The organism is Marinobacter sp. GH_1 (assembly GCF_048595985.1).
Lineage (GTDB): Bacteria > Pseudomonadota > Gammaproteobacteria > Pseudomonadales > Oleiphilaceae > Marinobacter > Marinobacter shengliensis.
Genome location: NZ_CP184460.1, coordinates 1,396,374 through 1,415,985, shown reverse-complemented (window position 1 = coordinate 1,415,985; position 19,612 = coordinate 1,396,374). Strand labels below are relative to the sequence as shown.

At 57.3% G+C, this 19,612-nt stretch carries 16 protein-coding genes and 4 tRNA genes; 8 read left to right on the top strand and 12 right to left on the bottom strand.

All coding sequences use genetic code 11. The features are described from left to right. Positions 1 to 9: 9 nt before the first annotated feature. The gene (locus tag ACNSOI_RS06500; protein ID WP_420195391.1) at positions 10 to 267 is read left to right on the top strand and encodes a helix-turn-helix domain-containing protein; all 258 of its coding nucleotides are present in this window, start codon (positions 10 to 12) and stop codon (positions 265 to 267) included. Between the two features lie 194 nt (positions 268 to 461). On the opposite strand, the gene ACNSOI_RS06495 is transcribed toward ACNSOI_RS06500, so the two are convergent. Next, positions 462 to 538: transfer RNA gene (locus ACNSOI_RS06495), tRNA-Met, on the bottom strand. Between the two features lie 97 nt (positions 539 to 635). Further along, complete coding sequence (locus tag ACNSOI_RS06490) at positions 636 to 1,910, bottom strand: acetyl-CoA C-acetyltransferase (protein ID WP_106696000.1); 1,275 nt, start codon at positions 1,908 to 1,910, stop codon at positions 636 to 638. 252 nt (positions 1,911 to 2,162) lie between these two features. Between ACNSOI_RS06490 and ACNSOI_RS06485 the strand changes: the two genes are divergently transcribed. Further along, positions 2,163 to 3,569 carry a 3-oxoacyl-ACP reductase gene (locus tag ACNSOI_RS06485; RefSeq protein WP_286254672.1) on the top strand — a complete coding sequence of 469 codons (1,407 nt, stop codon included), beginning with the start codon at positions 2,163 to 2,165 and terminating at the stop codon, positions 3,567 to 3,569. Between the two features lie 136 nt (positions 3,570 to 3,705). Here ACNSOI_RS06485 and ACNSOI_RS06480 read toward each other — a convergent pair. The 6 genes from ACNSOI_RS06480 to ACNSOI_RS06455 form a co-directional block, all read right to left on the bottom strand. Then, positions 3,706 to 3,781: transfer RNA gene (locus ACNSOI_RS06480), tRNA-Val, on the bottom strand. 10 nt (positions 3,782 to 3,791) lie between these two features. After that, positions 3,792 to 3,868, bottom strand: a tRNA-Asp gene (locus tag ACNSOI_RS06475). Positions 3,869 to 3,918: 50 nt separating this feature from the next. Beyond that, a tRNA-Val gene (locus ACNSOI_RS06470) sits at positions 3,919 to 3,994 on the bottom strand. A 190-nt stretch (positions 3,995 to 4,184) separates the two neighbouring features. After that, positions 4,185 to 4,442, bottom strand: coding sequence for a hypothetical protein (locus ACNSOI_RS06465; protein WP_072677690.1), 258 nt, complete (start codon positions 4,440 to 4,442; stop codon positions 4,185 to 4,187). A gap of 49 nt (positions 4,443 to 4,491) precedes the next feature. Beyond that, on the bottom strand, positions 4,492 to 5,352 hold the full coding sequence (locus ACNSOI_RS06460; RefSeq protein WP_420195390.1) for a DUF2846 domain-containing protein: 861 nt from the start codon (positions 5,350 to 5,352) through the stop codon (positions 4,492 to 4,494). Positions 5,353 to 5,498: 146 nt separating this feature from the next. After that, a complete protein-coding gene (locus tag ACNSOI_RS06455; RefSeq protein ID WP_061331732.1) occupies positions 5,499 to 6,455 on the bottom strand; it encodes a hypothetical protein in 957 nt (318 codons plus the stop codon). 173 nt (positions 6,456 to 6,628) lie between these two features. Between ACNSOI_RS06455 and purE the strand changes: the two genes are divergently transcribed. The 6 genes from purE (at position 6,629) to ACNSOI_RS06425 (ending at position 14,001) form a co-directional block, all read left to right on the top strand. Next, positions 6,629 to 7,120, top strand: coding sequence for a 5-(carboxyamino)imidazole ribonucleotide mutase (gene purE / locus ACNSOI_RS06450; RefSeq protein WP_061331731.1), 492 nt, complete (start codon positions 6,629 to 6,631; stop codon positions 7,118 to 7,120). A 174-nt stretch (positions 7,121 to 7,294) separates the two neighbouring features. Continuing rightward, positions 7,295 to 8,413 carry a 5-(carboxyamino)imidazole ribonucleotide synthase gene (locus ACNSOI_RS06445; RefSeq protein ID WP_420195389.1) on the top strand — a complete coding sequence of 373 codons (1,119 nt, stop codon included), beginning with the start codon at positions 7,295 to 7,297 and terminating at the stop codon, positions 8,411 to 8,413. 74 nt (positions 8,414 to 8,487) lie between these two features. After that, positions 8,488 to 9,066, top strand: a complete 579-nt coding sequence (gene sodB / locus ACNSOI_RS06440) for a superoxide dismutase [Fe] (protein WP_420195388.1) — start codon at positions 8,488 to 8,490, stop codon at positions 9,064 to 9,066. Between the two features lie 255 nt (positions 9,067 to 9,321). Further along, positions 9,322 to 11,382: a putative bifunctional diguanylate cyclase/phosphodiesterase gene (locus ACNSOI_RS06435; RefSeq protein WP_420195387.1), complete on the top strand. Its 2,061-nt coding sequence runs from the start codon at positions 9,322 to 9,324 to the stop codon at positions 11,380 to 11,382. 23 nt (positions 11,383 to 11,405) lie between these two features. Next, positions 11,406 to 11,993 carry a LemA family protein gene (locus ACNSOI_RS06430; protein ID WP_058091810.1) on the top strand — a complete coding sequence of 196 codons (588 nt, stop codon included), beginning with the start codon at positions 11,406 to 11,408 and terminating at the stop codon, positions 11,991 to 11,993. A gap of 10 nt (positions 11,994 to 12,003) precedes the next feature. Continuing rightward, positions 12,004 to 14,001 (top strand): M48 family metallopeptidase, encoded by a 1,998-nt coding sequence (locus tag ACNSOI_RS06425; protein WP_420195386.1) that lies wholly within the window; start codon positions 12,004 to 12,006, stop codon positions 13,999 to 14,001. Between the two features lie 106 nt (positions 14,002 to 14,107). On the opposite strand, the gene gspD is transcribed toward ACNSOI_RS06425, so the two are convergent. The 4 genes from gspD to groL form a co-directional block, all read right to left on the bottom strand. Continuing rightward, positions 14,108 to 16,063: a type II secretion system secretin GspD gene (gene gspD / locus ACNSOI_RS06420; RefSeq protein ID WP_061331725.1), complete on the bottom strand. Its 1,956-nt coding sequence runs from the start codon at positions 16,061 to 16,063 to the stop codon at positions 14,108 to 14,110. 32 nt (positions 16,064 to 16,095) lie between these two features. Continuing rightward, positions 16,096 to 16,950, bottom strand: coding sequence for a type II secretion system protein N (locus ACNSOI_RS06415; protein ID WP_061331724.1), 855 nt, complete (start codon positions 16,948 to 16,950; stop codon positions 16,096 to 16,098). A 1-nt stretch (position 16,951) separates the two neighbouring features. Then, on the bottom strand, positions 16,952 to 17,743 hold the full coding sequence (gspN, locus tag ACNSOI_RS06410; protein WP_420195385.1) for a type II secretion system protein N: 792 nt from the start codon (positions 17,741 to 17,743) through the stop codon (positions 16,952 to 16,954). Positions 17,744 to 17,911: 168 nt separating this feature from the next. Next, positions 17,912 to 19,561: a chaperonin GroEL gene (gene groL, locus ACNSOI_RS06405; protein ID WP_061331723.1), complete on the bottom strand. Its 1,650-nt coding sequence runs from the start codon at positions 19,559 to 19,561 to the stop codon at positions 17,912 to 17,914. Positions 19,562 to 19,612: the final 51 nt, after the last annotated feature.

Below are 19,612 nucleotides of genomic sequence, written 5' to 3'. Positions count from 1 at the left end.
AGCTGAGAGATGATCCGTTTCCATTTGAAGGAATTGATAGCAGATAAGGAATTTGCCGAGAAACGACGAATCACTATTGGTGAAATTGCTAAGGACACCGGCATCAACAGGATGACACTGTCGAAAATCATCAACCATCCCGGCCACAGCACAGTGACGGACAATATTGATAAGCTATGCACTTATTTCGACTGTTCGGTTGAGCAATTGATCACGCACATCAAGGAAGCGGCGGATGAGTCGGAGGGATCTGAAGGCGAAAAGTGACTCTCTTTTTTTGGCATGAGGGCAGGAGCTAATGTCCCGTGCCCCAGAAGACTTACGGTCAACAACGAAGAGGGGCCAAAATGTCCAGATCGGAAATTGGCACGCATAGGGCACGGTGAGGGCACGGAGAAAATTTCAGGATCAGAAAGCAAAAAAGGCAGACCAGTAAGTAACTGATCTGCCTTTCTCTTATATGGTAGCGGGGGCAGGATTCGAACCTACGACCTTCGGGTTATGAGCCCGACGAGCTACCAGACTGCTCCACCCCGCATCAAACTGGCTGTTTACCGGGTCACCCCGATCAACGTGGCGCGAATAATACGGCGTGAAGTTGCCCCTGTCAAAGGAAATTACGGTTTTCCCGTAACTTAGCGTTCCAGAATCGCCGTCACGCCCTGACCACCCGCCGCGCAGATGGAAATCAGGCCTCGACCACTGCCCTTTTCTTCCAGCAATTTGGCCAGGGTTGCGACGATACGACCACCAGTGGCGGCAAACGGGTGCCCGGTTGCCAGACTGGAGCCTTTCACGTTCATCTTTGCCCGGTCAATACTGCCCAGCGGCGTGTCCAGGCCCAGGCGCTCCTTGCAGAAGACCGGATCTTCCCACGCCTTCAGGGTAGACAATACCTGGGCGGCGAAGGCTTCGTGAATTTCGTAGAAGTCGAAATCCTGCAGGGTCAGGCCTGCCTTCTCAAGCATGCGCGGCACGGCATAGGCCGGCGCCATCAGCAGGCCCTCTTTCTTGTCCACGAAGTCCACCGCTGCCACTTCAGAGAACGTCAGCCAGGCCTTCACTTCCATATTATTGGCTTTTGCCCACTCTTCACTTGCCAGCAACACGCAGGAGGCGCCATCCGTCAGGGCGGTGCTGTTGGCAGCAGTCATGGTGCCGTTTTCACGATCAAAACAGGGCTTCAATGTAGCCAATTTTTCAAGGGTGGTATCCGGGCGCAGGATGTTGTCTTTATCCAGACCCGCCATCGGTGTCAGAAGATCCTCAAAGAAGCCCTCGTCATAGGCCTTGGCCAGCTTCTGGTGGCTTTCCCAGGCCAGGCGATCCTGGTCCTCACGGGCAATATTCCACTCCTTCGCCGTGACCTGACAGTGATCTCCCATGGACAGTCCGGTACGCGGCTCGCCATTCTCCGGAATCTCCGGCATCAGGTGGCCAGGGCGGAAACGGCCAAGAATCTTCAGGCGCTCCTTGGCGGTTTTGGCTCGGTTCAAGTCCAGAAGAATCTCCCGCAAGCCCTCACCCACACCGATGGGCGCATCCGACGTGGTATCGGTACCGCCGGCGATGCCGCATTCAATTTGCCCAAGAGCAATTTTGTTCGCCACCAGAATGGCTGCCTCAAGCCCGGTACCACAGGCCTGCTGGATATCGTAGGCCGGCGTTTCCGGTGCCAGGCCCGAGCTCAACACCGACTCACGGGTAAGGTTGAAGTCCCGGGAGTGTTTAATCACCGCACCAGCGACCACCTCGCCCAGCCTCATGCCCTGGAGGTTGTAGCGATCCACCAGGCCCCGAAGCGTGGATGTCAGCAGCTCCTGATTACTGATTTTGCTGTAGGCGGTGTTGGAGCGGGCAAACGGCGTACGATTACCGCCAATAACAGCGACGCGGCGAATGCCGGGCACCTTTTTGGTAGCCCGAGAACCGGATTTCGTGCCAGTACGAGTGGTTTTTGGTGCCTGTGCCATAGCAAACTGTCCCTTCAGTGGTGATCATAAGTGGTTTGATTCAGGTTAGCCCAGAGTCTAGCGCCTGGCGCCCGTTGCTCATTGGCAACTCTGACAACGCCATGACTGAGTTGAGTCAATCCAATAACTGGCAGAAGCTTTACCCTTTGGGCTATTTCATACTCAACCAAACTCACAAGGAAGAACATCATGTCTGACCTCTACCTGAAACTGGTTAACACTCCGGTTGGCAAAACCGCCGCACAGTCACTGGGCTTGCCCTCCCCGGCGCCCCTCAGCCGCCTGAAGCGGGTCGACCAACCATTTATTGAAGGCGACGTATTGATTGGCGCAGGCGCCGGTGCCCGCGCTATCGCCACCCTTGGCTCAATCATTGGCGCCAGCCCGGCGAGCCTGCACCATGCCACGGGCATCGAAACCCTGGCGGACTCCGCTCAGGCGGGCAACAAAGCCAAGGCGCTGGATGTGTCCGGCGAAGTGAACGGAAAGTTCTCAGCCCTGGTATTCGACGCGACCGGTCTCAAAAACCCTCAGGAACTACGTGCTCTGTACGACTTTTTCCATCCGACCATCCGCAAACTGGCCTCCAATGGCCGGGTGCTGGTGATAGGCCTGGACCCTCACACCTGCCGGAAGGCACCCCAGGCCGCCGCCCAGCAAGCCCTTGAAGGCTTTGTACGCGCCGTTGGCAAGGAAATTGGCAAGAAGGGCTGCACGGCCAACCTGGCATGGATGGCTCCGAACGCCGAGAACCAGCTGGATTCCACGGTTCGCTTCTTCCTGTCTGCACGCTCGGCTTATGTTTCCGGCCAGGTGGTGCGTATTGGCAAAGCAGAGGAAGCCAAAGCCACCAACCCGGTGGCTCCGCTGGCCGGCAAGGTAGCCCTGGTCACTGGCGCCTCCCGGGGCATTGGCGCAGCCATTGCAGAAACCCTGGCCCGCGACGGCGCAACCGTTATCGGCCTGGATATCCCCCCGGCATTGGAGGAACTGCAGAAAGTAACCGACGCCATCAAAGGCAAGGCGCTGGCCTGCGACATTACCGAAGAAAAGGCACCCAAGCTGATTGCAGATTTCATTGAAAAAGAAACCGGCGGGGTGGATTTTGTGGTTCACAACGCCGGCATTACCCGCGACAAAACCCTCGGAAACATGCCAGAGCACTTCTGGGATATGACGATCGCTGTCAACCTGACTGCTGAGGAGTTGATCGATGAAGAACTGGCCGAGCGCAAGCTGATGCGCGACAACGGCCGCATTGTGTGCATTTCCTCCATCAGCGGCATTGCAGGCAACTTCGGCCAGACCAACTATTCCTGCGCCAAGAGCGGTGTGATCGGTTATGTGGAATCTATGGCAAAGCACCTGAAAAACGGCATAACCATCAACGCCATTGCCCCCGGTTTCATCGAAACCCAGATGACCGCCGCCATGCCATTCACCATCCGCGAGGCGGGCCGGCGAATGAACAGTCTGTCTCAGGGCGGGCAACCGGTAGACGTGGCAGAAGCCATTGCCTGGTACTGCAACCCGGCTTCTGCCGGCGTTAACGGCAACGTTGTGCGGGTGTGCGGGCAGTCGCTGATCGGCAAATGATGCCGGACCTTGCACCAACCTGAACGACGAAAAACCGGGGGCATCGAGCTCCCGGTTTTTTGTATCGGGGAAGCGGTCAGACTTTCCTTCAGGCGAAAAAAAAGCAGATCCGTTTGGATCTGCTTTTCTTCACATCTGGTGGGTGGTGCAGGGATCGAACCTGCGACCCTCGCCTTGTAAGGGCGATGCTCTCCCAGCTGAGCTAACCACCCGGGAAAAAGTTGGCGGAGCGGACGGGACTCGAACCCGCGACCCCCGGCGTGACAGGCCGGTATTCTAACCAACTGAACTACCGCTCCGCATCGGTTCAACGCTGCAAATAAACGCCGAACCTGAAACCGCTTGAAAATGGTGGGTGGTGCAGGGATCGAACCTGCGACCCTCGCCTTGTAAGGGCGATGCTCTCCCAGCTGAGCTAACCACCCACTTCGTGGCCTTACTGTTCTTCAGGCTCAAAGCGGTCACTTGTTGCGCCTGGCGCTTGTTGATTCAGCATTGCTGCATCAACCAAGTGAGACGCGCATTTTAAGCATTTCACTCACCGTGTCAAATGTTTTCCGGAAAATTCATGAATTTTTTCTGACCCGGCATTACCTGAGCATTTATTAATCAAAATCAGGAGCTTGTGTGCCGTTTGCGCCCGCCAGGAAAGTCGCGCACCTCCCCGGTTTTCTGGCCCGCCTGCTCGCCCTTCTGACGCAACGCCAACTCACTGACTTTGTCTCTCCGTTCATTCGGTATCGCCTGACTGGCCAGCGAACGGTTGAGATCATCCAGCTTGACCCTGACATCCCGCCAGGACTCTTCCAGATAGGGCACCAGGCGCCCCGCCACTTTCTCGAATCGAACTACCAGATTATCTTTGAGCGACATTGTTTTTATCTCACCGCAGTCAACCAACTCCAGTGTAGACAACCCTCGCTCAGAAAATCCACCAGCCGCCGCCGGATTCCTCTTCACGCCTCTGCTTACGTTCCAATTCCAGCTTTGCGTAATCCCGCTCCAGCGCCTCCAGTTTCTGATCCGCCTCCAGGGGCTCTGTGGGGCCACCACCGAACGGCCAGTACCAGGAGGCAGACTCATACTTACCCTGCTGTTTCAGTTGCTCAACCTCAAGCTCCCGCTCTTCCTCCAACGCCGCCTTTCGCTTCTTGTAATCCATGTCTTCATTGACCTCAACAATGGAAGCACCAGCATGATTCGGCGCCAGCAGGTCGCTGTTGAGGAACAGGGTGGAAACAATCTGACCAGACTGCATGGCGTAGTCACGGGTCACCAGCTGCAGATCGCCACTGGCCAGGGGATGATCCGGGTCCAGATCCGGATGGCGCCGCTCCGGCTCGGTCAGCTCGTTGTAACGCAGGTAATAGATCTTGCCGGGCTCAACCCGCAGCGTGGCATCGGCAATCAGGCTCAAGCTGAACGAATTCAGCCCCTCCAGTCCCAACAGCGGCCTGCGCATAGCGATGTGGCGCTCACCGGGTTTCACCTCAAGCCAGGTGTAGCTGTTGTTGCGGATGTTGAAGTAGTGCTTGTCGTCGATGTAGACGCTGGGCGACTCGATCTCATCCGCAGCCCATTGGGAGTGAGTGCGGTAGAAGTAAAGAACAGCATTGCGCTGATCCCAGGCATCGGTGTCGATATGGACAAAGTCATGCCCCGACACAGGATGCAGGAAAGCCCCCACACTCTTGCCAATAGATTGATAGATGGTACAGCCGGAGAGCGCCACCACACACAACAGGGCGATAGCGTTCCGAAAGTAAGGCACTCGTTTTTTCATTGTTATGCACTCTTCATCCCTATCGAGTTAGCCGATGATAACAACTGCCACTCAATAGAAATGAGAGCTACCGCAAGGGATGAATACAAATCGTTACATTCACCCCCTACACCTTGGAAGCCGAGCCTTCGGGAGAAGGCAAGAGCCTAGTTTCCGGAAACCTGCGAGCGAAGCTGGTTAACCTCTTCGGACAACCGGACCAGCCGGGAAGTAAGCTGAGACCGCGACGCATCCACCGCATCAACGGTTTTCTTGAGCTCAGACAGCTGATTCCTCAAAGCCCGGACCTCGCCGTCGCCCGCCATGGAGTCCACCTTCTGTTCCAGCGCCGCAATCTGGCCTTCCATGCCACTGATCCCCAGCTTCTGCTCCTGCTCAAAGCGCCTTATCCGGCTCTCAACCACCTGGTCCACATCACCGATCTGCTGACTCAACCGTGTCAACTGCTGCGTTGCCTCCTGGTTCGCTCGCTCCAGCGAAGCGACGGAATCGTCAAGCCGCTGCCGCACCTGCGCCACATCCGCCGACAACCCGGTGCGTGCCTGCTCCAACGATGCGGTCAAATCAGACGCAGCCTTGTTTGCCTGGGCAAGCTGATCATCAACATCCGCCAACCTTTGCTGGTGCTCATCAAGCCGTTTTTTGTTGCGCTCGTTGGCAATCACCCAGAGTTTACGGATTTCACTGTCTGCGGAATCCAGGCGCTCGTCATTAGCCGCAATCTTCTCCTCCAGGGAAGCTCCCCGCTCCTGCAGCGACTCCCCGGTTTCTGATAACTCACCCTCAAAGCGCGCCAGCGCCAACTTACTCTGCCGAGCCCAGTAATCCGCCTCTTCCAGCTGCCCCTCAAGGGCTTCAATACGCTCATTCTGAAAATACCAGCCGGCACCCGCGCCTGCGGCCACGACCACCAACAAAAGCCACATCAACAACCCACCTCCCGGGCCGCCACCGCCAGACGTCTTCTCCGGTTTTGGGGGCTTAGGAGGCTTCTGCCGGTTACTGGCGGATTTACCTTTTTGCCCATCAGGCTTTCTGGGCTCGGCGCCACCAATAGGGGGCTCAGCTCTCAGCTCGTCATCGTCCGGGCGAATGGGTTCCATTACTACTCCTGAATCGGGATGGTCAAAATGTCAGCCACGATAATACCCGCACTTAACAATCCGTTAAAATGAAGCCTTTTAAAGATTACCGGAACCACGCCCGCCCTGTGTTGCATGGTAGGTAGGCAAAACATACAATGGCCGGCTTTCCAATTATCACAGGACAGTTGCATATGCAGCCGCTTGTAGGACTCATCATGGGCTCGAAATCCGACTGGCCCACCATGGAACACGCCGCCGACATGCTCGAAAAACTCGGCGTCGCCTACGAAACCCGGGTGGTCTCCGCCCACCGCACCCCCGACCTGCTCTTTGACTACGCCAAAACCGCAGCCGACCGCGGCCTGAAAGTCATCATTGCAGGCGCCGGCGGTGCAGCTCACCTACCCGGCATGGTTGCCTCCCAGACCTCTCTGCCAGTCCTGGGCGTTCCTGTACAATCAAAGGCCCTGAACGGCCTGGATTCGCTGCTGTCTATCGTACAGATGCCTGGCGGCATCGCCGTTGGCACCCTGGCCATCGGCAAAGCGGGCGCCACCAACGCCGGCCTGCTGGCAGCACAGATTATTGGCACGTCTGACGATGGCGTCCGAAAGGCTGTTGACGAGTTCAGAGCAACACAGACACAAACAATTCTGGATAACCCTGATCCAAGAGATCAGTGAAGCCAACTCCCAAGGCTGGATGAGCAGTTCGGGGAAGGCTTTCCAAAACTGTGCGGAGCCATGGATGGCGGAGCCCAAGCGCCCCATGGATGGGCTTGAGCGTGTTTTGGAAAGCCTTCCCCGAACTGCTCACACCACCAATGTCAGAGCCGAAACCGTGGCAGGAGAAATTACATGAGAATTGGTGTACTTGGCGCCGGCCAACTAGGCCGCATGCTAGCCCTCGCAGGCTACCCCCTGGCCAAAGACTTCGTGTTCTATGACATGTCCGGCAGTCCCAGCGCCGGCCTTGGCGAAGTCATCATCGACCGTGACGGCCAATACCTGGACGACTTCATCTCCCGGGTTGACCGCGTTACCTACGAATTCGAACACCTGCCCGTCGCCGTGGCAGAAGAACTCGCCAAACACAAACCCGTGCATCCCTGCCCCAGGGCCCTGGAAGTTTGCCAGAACCGCGAAGCCGAAAAGACCCTGTTCGGCCGCCTGGGCATCCCCACACCCCAATGGCAAATCGCAGACAGCGCCGAGTCACTCAAAGCCGCTGCCGAAGAACTCGGCTGCCCGGTGGTTGCCAAGTCCATCACCGAAGGCTACGACGGCAAAGGCCAGGCAGTACTGAAAACACCGGAAGAAGCACAAGCCGCCTGGAGCAGCATCGGGCACCCACGGGTGATCGTCGAAAAGTTCGTCAACTTCAAACGTGAAGTATCGATTATTGCCGTGCGCGCGGAGGACGGCGACCTGGCCTTCTACCCCATTGCCGAGAACACCCACAACGAAGGCATCCTTCGTTATTCCATTGCTCCCGCGCCTTCGCTTCAGGCACACATTCAGCAAGACGCAGAGAAATACATCAAATCTCTGCTGAACGAATTGAACTACGTGGGCGTATTAACCCTCGAGCTTTTTGAGACCGATGATGGCCTGGTGGCCAACGAAATGGCGCCGCGAGTACACAACTCCGGGCACTGGACCATCGAAGGTGCCATGACCAGCCAGTTTGAAAACCACATTCGCGCTGTCAGCGGCCATGCCCTGGGCAACGTGGCAGCCAGAGGGCTTAGCTGCATGATTAACATCATCGGCGAGCATGGAGACATTGAACGCATACTGGAACTGCCCTACGCTCATGTTCACCTCTACAATAAAGGTGAGCGCCCGGGGCGCAAGCTGGGACATGTAAACATTCTGGCCGATAGCTACGAAGAACTGGTTTGGCGGGTCCGGAACTGCGCACAGTTCCTGCCCGGCAGCCCCGAGTTTACAAGTACTCTTACACCAAGGGGTTGATTTAGCTCAAATCGCCCCTATATTGCTGTGACGTACACATTCAACATAAACAGAGAGACAGGGAGAACGACCTCATGGCATTTGAACTTCCCGCACTGCCTTACGAAAAAAACGCTCTGGAACCGCACATGTCCCAGGAAACCCTGGAATACCATTACGGCAAGCACCACCAGACCTACGTCACCAAGCTGAATGGCCTGATTGACGGCACCGATAATGCCAGCAAACCCCTGGAAGACATTATCAAGAGCGCTAGCGGCCCACTGTTTAACAACGCTGCGCAGGTGTGGAACCACACCTTCTTCTGGAACTGCCTGAGCCCGAACGGCGGTGGCGAGCCCACTGGCGCTGCCAAAGAAGCGATCGAGAAAGCGTTTGGTTCTTTCGAAGAGTTCAAGAAAGAATTCAACGACAAAGCCGCCAACAACTTCGGCTCCGGCTGGACCTGGCTGGTGAAGAAGGCCGACGGCAGCGTAGCCATCGTTAATACCAGCAACGCGGAAACTCCGCTGACCGGCGCTGACAAGCCGGTACTGACTGTTGACGTTTGGGAACACGCCTACTACATCGATTACCGGAACAGCCGCCCGAATTACCTCGAAGGCTTCTGGAACCTGGTCAACTGGAATTTCGTTAACGAAAATCTGGCCTGATCACAGAGTAGTGCCGTCGGAAGCTGCCCGGCCGCTTCCGCCTGAACGCCCGCCAGGTCAGCCTGGCGGGCGTTTCTGTATCCAAATGCGACGAAACCGCAACAAATCGATACACGCCCACCCATGATTATTTGAAAAAATCGGCCATACTCCATGCAGTTGCAAAAAATCTGAACCATACTGTCGTACACGGCAGGCCTGACCCTGGCGCCTGCACCCAAGAACAATCCGGACAGATGAGCCACAAGACTCGGAATGCAAACCGCCTTCAAAGTTGAAAATCACCTGGGATACCGAATCCTGCGCTGGGTGCTGATTGTCGCCCTGTTGACAGGCATCCTGGTCAGCACCGTTCAGGTTGTTCTCGACGCCAGGCGGGTATCCATGGAACTGGAACGCCAGGCCAACCAGACCATGGCAATGGTTCGTGACGCCGCCACCCAGTCCGTTTTCAGTATTGATGACACCCTGGCCCAGCAAGTGGTTGATGGCCTTTTCGCGCTGGAGCCCATTCACCTCGCTCGCATTTCCCACCCGGATGGCGACCAATTGGGCGGCCGGCTCAGGCCGCTGCAAGACCGGGCATTCCGCCCCATTACCGACCCCATTTTCGGCAGCATTCGTGAATACCGCGAAAGCCTGCACCGAGGCACCAGCCCAGACACGATCTACGGCTACCTTGAAGTGCACTACGACACTGCCCCTATCGCTGAGAACTGGCTGAACCGGGCATTAATCACCTTTGGTTCAGGCATTGCACTGGCACTGATTCTGGGCCTTGTACTGTTCGTGGTGTTCCACTTGGTACTTACCCGCCCCCTTTTGCGCATTGTACAGTCCGTTCGCACAGTCGACCCGGCACGGCCCGACGACCGGCTGATTGCGGTTCCGGACGGACATCGGGCAGACGAGCTTGGGCTATGGGTGAACGCCACCAATAATCTTCTGGTATCTATCGCTGAGAGCCAGAAAAAGCATCAGGAAGCCGAAGATCGGGTCAATCGCCTGGCACGCTATGACACTCTGACCGGGCTACCCAGCCGCGACGCATTCATGGAAGACCTGCAACACGACATCGTGGCTGCCAGGGAATCCCATGGCACACTGGCATTGATGGTTTGCGGCATTGATGACTTCAAATCCGTGAACGAACAGTGCGGCTTCCGAACTGGCGACACCATATTGCAGACGGTCGCCAGTCGCCTGACCGCCAACCTGCCTTCGGAACGGTTCAGTGTTGCCCGGCTGGGCAGCGACCAGTTTGTGGTTGTTGAGAAGCGGCTGCGCGATGGATTTCAGGCGGCCGATACCGCCGAAAAGATTCTGGGCAGCTTCGCCACCCCGATCAACGCCGGCAACCATCGCATATCCATGACGGCTACCCTGGGCATTGCCCTGTTCCCCTCCGATGCTGACCAGGCCGACCGGCTTCTGCAAAGCGCCGAACAGACCATGGCACTGGCCAAACAGAACGGACACAATCATTTCCAGTTCTACGTTGCCAGCATTGATCAGGAGATCCGGGAGCGCAAACAGCTTGAGAAAGACCTGAGTAACGCACTGGCAAACCACGAGTTCCATCTGGTTTACCAGCCTCAGATCAACCTCGAGACCAAACGCATTATCGGTGCCGAAGCACTGCTGCGCTGGGAACATCCCGAGCGCGGCATGATTCCCCCGGATCACTTCATCCCCGTTGCCGAGTCCAATGGCGCCATCGTCGAGATTGGCCAATGGGTGTTGGACCAAGCCTGCTGGCAAGCCGCTCGATGGGCCAGTGAAGGTTCACCCCTCAGAATTGCCGTGAACCTGTCTGCTGTTCAGCTTCGCCAGGAATCCATCGTCGATGACATCCTGAACACCCTGAAACGCCACAGCATTCCCGCCGGCCGGCTAGAGCTTGAGGTCACCGAAACCAGCTTCATGACCAATCTCACCGACGCCGTGGCCAAGCTGCATCGCCTGCATCGGGCAGGCATCAGCATCGCGGTGGACGATTTTGGCACCGGATACTCGTCTCTCACCTACCTGAAGCAAATGCCGGTTCAGCACCTGAAAATCGACAAGCAGTTCATTCGGGACTTGCTGGTCAACGAGGAAGACACACGAATTGCCAACACCATCATTGATCTTGGCAAAAGCCTGAACCTCACCGTTGTGGCCGAAGGGGTTGAAACCGCTGAACAAGAGTACTATCTGAGCCAGCGTGGTTGTAAACTGGCCCAGGGGTACTTTTTCAGCAAGCCACTGCCACCCAAGGAATTTGAGACGTTTGTACAGACTTTCCATGCCCGTATCGTGGAAAATAACGCCTGAACCTTTCACCCTGAGGAGTAGTCATGGGAACGACCGTCATCGGCCTTGTTGTTATTGCCGTTGTCATACTGTACCTGGTGTTTATCTACAACAACCTGGTATCGCTGCGTAATCAGTTCAAGAATGGCTTTGCGCAGATTGATGTGCAGCTACAGCGCCGCCATGACCTGATTCCCAATCTGGTGGAAGCCGCCAAGGCCTACCTTGTTCACGAAAAATCGACGCTGACCCAGGTGATGGAAGCCCGCAACAACGCAGTCAGCGCCCAGAAAGACGCGGCGAAAGACCCAGGGGACGGCACCAAGATCCAGCGTTTGGGCAGTGCCGAGAACCTGCTGACCAAAGCCCTGGCAAACTTCTACGCCGTTTCTGAAAACTACCCGGAACTGAAAGCCAACGAAACCATCCAGCAACTGATGGAAGAGCTCTCCAGCACCGAAAACCGGGTAGCCTTTGCCCGCCAGGCCTACAATGACGGCGTGATGACGTACAACATTTTCCGAGAGAAGTTCCCGAACAATATTGTTGCCGGCATGTTTGCCTTCAAGGAAACCGCCCAGCTGCAACTGGAAACCCCGGAAGCGCGCCAGGTACCAAAAGTCAGCTTCTGAGGCCTGAATCATGGCAAACCCCGGTTTCTTCCAGCGCCAGGCCCATGTCCGGCGTAATACCGGCCTGTTAATCGTCCTGTTTCTGACAGCAGTCACCATGATTACCCTGGCCGTTTGCCTGGTCGGTTACCTTGTCACCCGCAGCCAAACCTCCGTTCTGCCTTTCCATTACTGGCTCACCTCCAGCCACGGACTCACCACCGCACTCGCGGTGGTGTTGCTTATAGGCGTTGGCTCGCTGGTGCGCTGGGCAGACCTGGCTGGTGGCGGTAGCCGGGTGGCCAAAATGGTGGGCGCCCGCCCGATTGAGCCCGACACCAACGATCCCGAAGAACGCAAACTTCGCAATATCGTGGAAGAAATGGCCATCGCCAGTGGTGTGCCCGTGCCAGATCTGTACGTGATGGACAACGAGACTAGCATCAACGCCTTTGTGGCAGGCTACACGCCTGGTGAGGCCGTTATGGTGGTTACGCACGGCGCACTTACCCACCTCACCCGAGACGAGCTTCAGGGCGTGGTGGGGCACGAGTTCAGCCATATATTGAATGGTGATATGCGCATTAACGTCCGGCTGATTGCGCTGCTGGCCGGCATTCTGATGCTAGGTCAGATTGGCCAGTTCCTGCTTCGGGCAGGTTTCTACAGCGGCGGCCGAAGCCGAAACCGGGATGGCCGGGCGCAGGCTGCAATGGGCCTGATAGGTCTAGCCCTGATGATCATCGGCTATGTGGGTGTGTTCTTCGGCCGGCTGATTCAGGCAGCGGTATCCCGGCAAAGGGAAATGCTGGCCGACGCCTCCTCCGTACAATTTACCCGTAACCCCGAAGGCATAGGCAGCGCCCTGTTCAAAATTGGCATGAAGGGCGGCTACCTGGACACCACCAGCCATGCCAGCGATATGAACCACATGTGTTTTGGCGAGTCGGCACGGATGAAGTTCAGCACCCTGCTCGCGTCCCACCCGCCCATCAACGAACGCATCAATGCGATCCAACCGGGTATGCTGGCACGCTTACGCAGCCGCCTGCGAGACACTGAACCAAGCCAAAAGCTGCGCCAGGACACCTCCAGGACTGCCGGTAAAGCGGGCCTGAACGACCTGGTCAATCAGGTTGTGGCGCCTGCCAGGGGCCGTAGTAGCTCATCACCGGTGCGCTCTTCCCTGGCACCCAATACGCCACAGCCGGCTGAAAAGCTGTCCACACGGGTAGGCACCGTCAGCGCCCAGAGCGAAGCCTTTGCCATCCAGCTTCTGGAACAATTGCCATCCACCTTCCGTAACCTGCTCTACACCCGCGCCGGCGCGATTCAGCTGTGCTATGCCCTGCTGATCTTTGATCTCTCGCCGAGCATCCAGAAACAACGACTGGCACTGTTAACCGAACACCCGCTACTGGGCGCTCAGCCAGACCTGCTGGACAAAATGCTGCCAGCCCTGGCAAGACTGGGTGAAACTGCACGCTTCCCGGTACTGGAACTGGCCATGCCGGCATTGCGAAAACTGGACCCGGAAGAACGCGACGCCCTGCTTGAAAACGTTCAGAAGCTGGTCGCAGCCGACAACCGGGTGAGCCTGTTCGAGCTGGCCCTGACCACCTTCCTGAACCGGCATCTCGGGCTTGGCGCAGAACAGGTTGTACCGGTTAAATACAGGAACTATCGCCAGGTGATGCCGGCCCTGCGGCGCCTGCTCAGCCTGTTCGCCCGCGCCGGCACCGACACCCCTGAGGACGCAGACAAACTGTATCTTGAAGCCATGGCCGGCTTTGGTAGCGGTCAGGAAGAAAGCAGAGCCGGGAAGGTGTCAATGCGAGAACTGAGAGAAGCGCTGGAAATACTGAATCGGCTGTCGCCGCTACTGAAGCCCGCCGTCATCGACGCCTGCGGCTACTGCGTGACCCACGATGGCAAGGTGGATGTTCGGGAGTATGAGTTAATGCGCCTGGTGGCAGACCAGCTGGATTGCCCGATGCCTCTCCGGGGTCTGTCCCCGAACGGGGACTGACCCACTTTTGCCCGTCTGTTGCACCCAAGTCTAACCACGTACCTAGCCTTCCAATATGGGTCAGTCCCCATTCGGGGACAGACCCTGGGGGACAGACCCTTTGACCCTATTGCCTACGCCCCTGGAACAGCATATCCACCGAGGGCTGGTCTTCCGGGGCGGGCAGGCCGAGCTTTTCGCGGACTTCAAGGTTTACGTCCCACAGCTGGTTAAACTTCTCGGTAGTGGCAGCCACGCTCTCGTCTTTACCGAGCATAATGGTCGGCCTCAGGAAGACCAGCAGGTTGCGCTTGATGCGGGTTTCAGACTCCGATGAGAACAGGCGCCCAAGCAACGGGATATCCCCTAGCAGCGGCACCTTACTCTTGTTGACCTGGAAGTCATCCTTGATCAGCCCGCCCAGAACCACGGTTTCACCATCATCGGCGAGCACGGTGGTTTTGATTTCACGCTTGTTGGTGATCAGATCAGAGGCGCCAGAGACCGTCGTGGTAGAGATATCCTCGGTGGTCTGCTCGACCACCAGCCGAACCAGGCCGTCGGCACTGATGGTCGGTGTTACTTTCAGGGAAAGGCCCACATCACGGCGCTCAATGGTGGTAAACGGGTTGGTGGTTCCATCACCGGTAACCGTCGACTGCCCCGTCCGGAACGGCACGTTCTGGCCCACAATAATCTCGGATTCCTGATTATCCAAGGTAATGATGCTCGGTGTCGAAAGCAGGTTGGCAGCGGATGAGGAAGACAGCGCCTGAATCAGAATACCCCAGGTGAGACCGTCCCGATCCCGCTGGCCAGCGCCAACGGTAATGCCGCCGCCCAACTGCGGCAGGGTATCGCCTACCAGCGCACCAATCACCGAGTTCAGCCCCAGCATGCCCTCACCACTGGTAAGGTTAGTGCCCATTACCGGGAAAGCGTTGGCAGACTCATCACCAGCCGCCAGTTGGACACCCAACTGATCTCCCAGCTCGTCACTGATCTCGACAATCGCCGCTTCAATCATCACCTGAGCCCGGCGCACATCCAGAGCGGCCACAATTTGCTCGGCTTCCTGCATCAACGACGGCTCGCCACGGACAACCAACGCATTCAAACCTTCATCGGCGAACACCGAGAAGCTTGCGGAACGGCTACCCGATGAGCCACTGCCCCCGGAACCACTGCCGGTACTCGATTCCCGCACCACTTCGCCCATCACGCCCTTTAGGATTTCGGTCAGGGCTTTGGAGTCAGCGTGCTTGAGTCGGATGACTTTTGTCGTGCCGCCAGTTGCCGAGGGCTGATCAAGCTGGCGAATCAAGCCCCGCATTTTGTCACGAAAAGTCTCGTCGCCCCTGAGAATCAGCCGATTGCTCCGCTCATCCGCAGTCACGCTGTACTTTCTCGCGGAACTATCACCGCTACCACGACGCAATTCATCGGGCGCGAGTTCCTGCAGGAGTTTGACCATATCGCCCACCCAGGCTTCCCTGAGCTGGATAACCTCAACCTCGTATTTGGAAGGGCTGTCCAGTTCGCGAACGATCTGCTCAATACGCTGAATATTGGAAGAATGGTCACTGACAATCAGCGCGTTAGCTGCTGCCACGCCGGCCAGATGTCCATACTTGGCCACCAGCGGGCGCAGGATGGGCACCAACTCCAGGGCATTGGCATTATCAATTTGGATAACCCGGGTAATCAGCTGTTCAGATGGGGTAACCTCGAATCGATCCAGAATCTCGGCAGACTGCTTTGCATCCACCTGCTGGATGATCTTGATCACTTCTTCCCCGGGAATGGCGGTGAAACCGTGCACATTCAATACCGCCAGGAACAGATCATAGATTTCGTGCTTGTTCATGGGCGCACTGGACAGTACGGTCACCTTGCCCTTAACCCTGGGGTCCACCACAAAACTGTACCCGGTAATATCCGCCACCTGAGTGACAAAGGCCCGGATGTCCGCATCCTTGAGGTTCAACCGCCAGGTTTCATCCTGTGCCTGAGCCACCGATAGGATTGGCAACAGCAGAAGAAACACGAGGGTCCGGAGTACGTTGGTCTTGTGGTTATACATCTGGCGATATCGTCCTGTTGTAATGTTCCCGATCAGCGCCACTGCTCGGGTATGGCATAGCTGACGGTCAGTATGGAGCCGTCTCGTTCTATCTCGATATCCAGCTGGGCCTGGCTTCGCCAGTCTTCCAGCAGGGATTTATCCTGTTCTACATCACCCAGGCGCTGACCGTTAATGGCAGTAATGACATCGCCCTGGCGCAGATTGACCGCATTGAGCATCGGGTTGGAGCCATCGTACACATACCCAGAAGCGCCGCTGTCATCCGCTGGCCGTAAGCCGTAAGCCGCCAATGCCGCAGCCCCTTCTGCATCCAGCTGCTGCCTGGCCCCGGCCAGGAAATCATCGGGCGATTCTGCCGCCTGAACCGGTGCGTCCGCAACCATTACCGAAGAGTCCAGCTGCTCTTCAAATGCGAGCGATTCATAGCGGCCGCCACGCCGAATCAGAATGCGGTCTGATTCCACCTCGGCCAGCTCTGCATTACCGGGCAGGGTTTCACCTACCCGGTAATACTCAGTTTCACCATTGCTTCCGGCAACTATAGCACCGGAGTCTTCCGGCCGCTGCCCTATCAGCACCCCCTCGAGGCGCAACCGAAGTCCGGTTTCCGGTGCGCTGCGGCGAACAACCTCTGCCACACCGGCCTGCCGCTCTGGCCGGCCGAAAAATTCGTAACCGGCGATGGAAGCCTGGGGCACCCGGTTCTGGGCGCCAGGTTGGCCACCCAACTGTGCCGGGACATCCGGAACCGGCCGATCAGACCATGCATACAACCAGGTCAGTTTGGCCGCCGAAATACTCAGATAAACCACCAGGGCGACCAGAATAATGTTTGCCAGGGCTCTGGATAGACGCTCCTGATGATGTACTGCCAATCCTGCCACGTCAGAACCCTCCCGGCAGTATTGGCTGACGAACCCGGAACACCACATCACCCGGGCGCGCACTGTCGGGCCATGGCTGCTGCGCCAGGTCGACCATGCGCTTATACACCCTGAGCTCCATCATGCCGTCCCAAAGAATGCTGGCATCCGCAGCGGGGCCATCGCCGCCCTGCTCCGATACCGTCAAAGCAACGCCACCCTCGGTGGTATCTACATTAGCCTGCATAGGCGGGAACTCTGCCTGCCCGGTCTGATTCCCCATAGGCCAGGTAACCAGCCCGCCATTCCAGCGCCCGACACCGTCGGCTTGCTGTAATCGGTTATCCGCGAAGACCAGGCGTAGTCGATCGATACTGACGTCCCCTTCAATCATCGCTCCGCCGCTCTGGCGAATCAGATCTTCGAATTCCTCTACCGCTATTTGGCCGCGGGCCGTCACATCCAGGTTACCCGGCCAACCGATACTAGCAGTTCCCTCCACCCGGGATTGTGACGACGCCAGGGAAATTCCAATCGGTAACTCCAATCCGGTCAGCGAGGGCCACCCCAACGTCCACTGCACCCGGGCCGGAAAACCGGCAACCACAACGCCTGCGGCGCCATCCCAGAGCCGACCCGACACCTGTTGCACCACTACCTGCGGCGGTAACTGGACATGCCGGGAAGCCTGATGCCAAACCCACCCCGCCGGCACCCACAGCACCAGCACCACCCCATACACCAGCAAGCCAAGCAGCAACAGCAGCAGGATCTTGGCAGGGCGCAGGAAAGGCTTGGCTTGGGGTTCAGTCATTGAGTTTTGCACGTTAATGAACGGGTAACCGAGTCTAACAAAGCCATTGGGCAACTTCATGACAAAAATAACGAAAAACCCCGCACCAGTGTGAACCAGCGCGGGGTTTTTCAGGGGTAGATCGGGCCAGACCTCAGAAACTGAGATCTGGTCGGGACCTGGCCGGCATTACATCATGCCGCCCATGCCTCCCATTCCGCCCATTCCACCCATGTCTGGCATACCGCCAGCTTTCTCGTCTTCAGGCTCGTCCGCGACCATCGCCTCGGTGGTGATGATCAGGGATGCTACGGAGGCAGCCGCCTGCAGGGAAGAACGGGTGACCTTGGCAGGATCCAGGATACCCATTTCCAGCATGTCGCCGTACTGCTCGGTTGCGGCGTTGAAGCCGAAGGAACCTTCGCCTTCTTTCACCTTGGCAACCACAACAGAGGATTCACCACCTGCGTTGAATACGATCTGACGCAGCGGCGCTTCCATGGCACGGCGCAGAATGTTCACGCCGGCTTTCTGCTCTTCGTTGATGGCGTCTACCTTGTCCAGGGCCGCAATGGCGCGGATCAGGGTCACACCACCACCGGCTACGATGCCTTCTTCAACGGCAGCGCGGGTGGAGTGCAGCGCGTCTTCAACGCGGGCCTTCTTCTCTTTCATTTCCACTTCAGAGCCGGCACCAACCTTGATCACGGCAACACCGCCAGCCAGCTTGGCTACGCGCTCTTGCAGTTTCTCTTTGTCGTAGTCAGAAGTGCTGTCTTCGATCTGCTTGCGGATCTGCTCAACGCGGGCTTCGATATCGCCCTGAGCGCCGGCACCGCCGATCAGAGTGGTGTTTTCCTTGGTCACGTTAACGCGCTTGGCAGTACCCAGATCATCCAGAGTGGTGTTCTCCAGAGTCAGGCCTACTTCCTCGGAAATCACGGTACCACCGGTCAGGATGGCGATGTCCTGCAGCATTTCCTTACGACGGTCACCAAAGCCAGGTGCTTTAACCGCGTTCACCTTAACGATGCCACGCATGTTGTTCACAACCAGAGTGGCCAGGGCTTCGCCTTCGATGTCTTCGGCGATGATCTGTAGCGGCTTGCCAGCCTTGGCAACAGCTTCCAGCACCGGCAGCAGTTCGCGGATATTGGAGATTTTCTTGTCAACCAGCAGGATGTACGGGTCATCCAGCTCGGCAGACATGTTGTCCTGGTTATTGATGAAGTACGGGCTCAGGTAGCCGCGGTCGAACTGCATGCCTTCAACCACGTCCAGCTCGTCTTCCAGGCCACGGCCTTCCTCAACGGTAATGACGCCTTCTTTGCCTACGCGCTCCATGGCGTCTGCAATGATCTTGCCGATGGTCTCATCACCGTTGGCGGAGATGGTGCCAACCTGGGCGATCATGCGGCTGTCGTCGCAGGGCTTGGCCATTTCACGAATGGCTTTAACGGCTTCAGCCGTCCCCTTGTCGATACCGCGCTTCAGATCCATCGGGTTCATGCCGGCAGTCACTGCCTTGATGCCCTCATTGACGATGGACTGGGCCAGAACCGTTGCGGTAGTGGTACCGTCACCAGCGGTTTCGTTGGCCTGGGAAGCAACTTCCTTGACCATCTGCGCGCCCATGTTCTCGAACTTGTCTTTCAGCTCGATTTCCTTGGCCACAGACACACCGTCTTTGGTCACGGTCGGAGCGCCGAAAGACTTCTCCAGAACCACGTTACGGCCTTTCGGGCCCAGGGTTACCTTGACTGCGTCTGCCAGGATGTTTACACCTGCAACCATGCGTTTGCGGGCGCTATCACCGAATTTAACGTCTTTTGCTGCCATGTCTTCTATTCCTGTTCGTTAAACCGAAGTTGAATAAGATCGGATTAATGA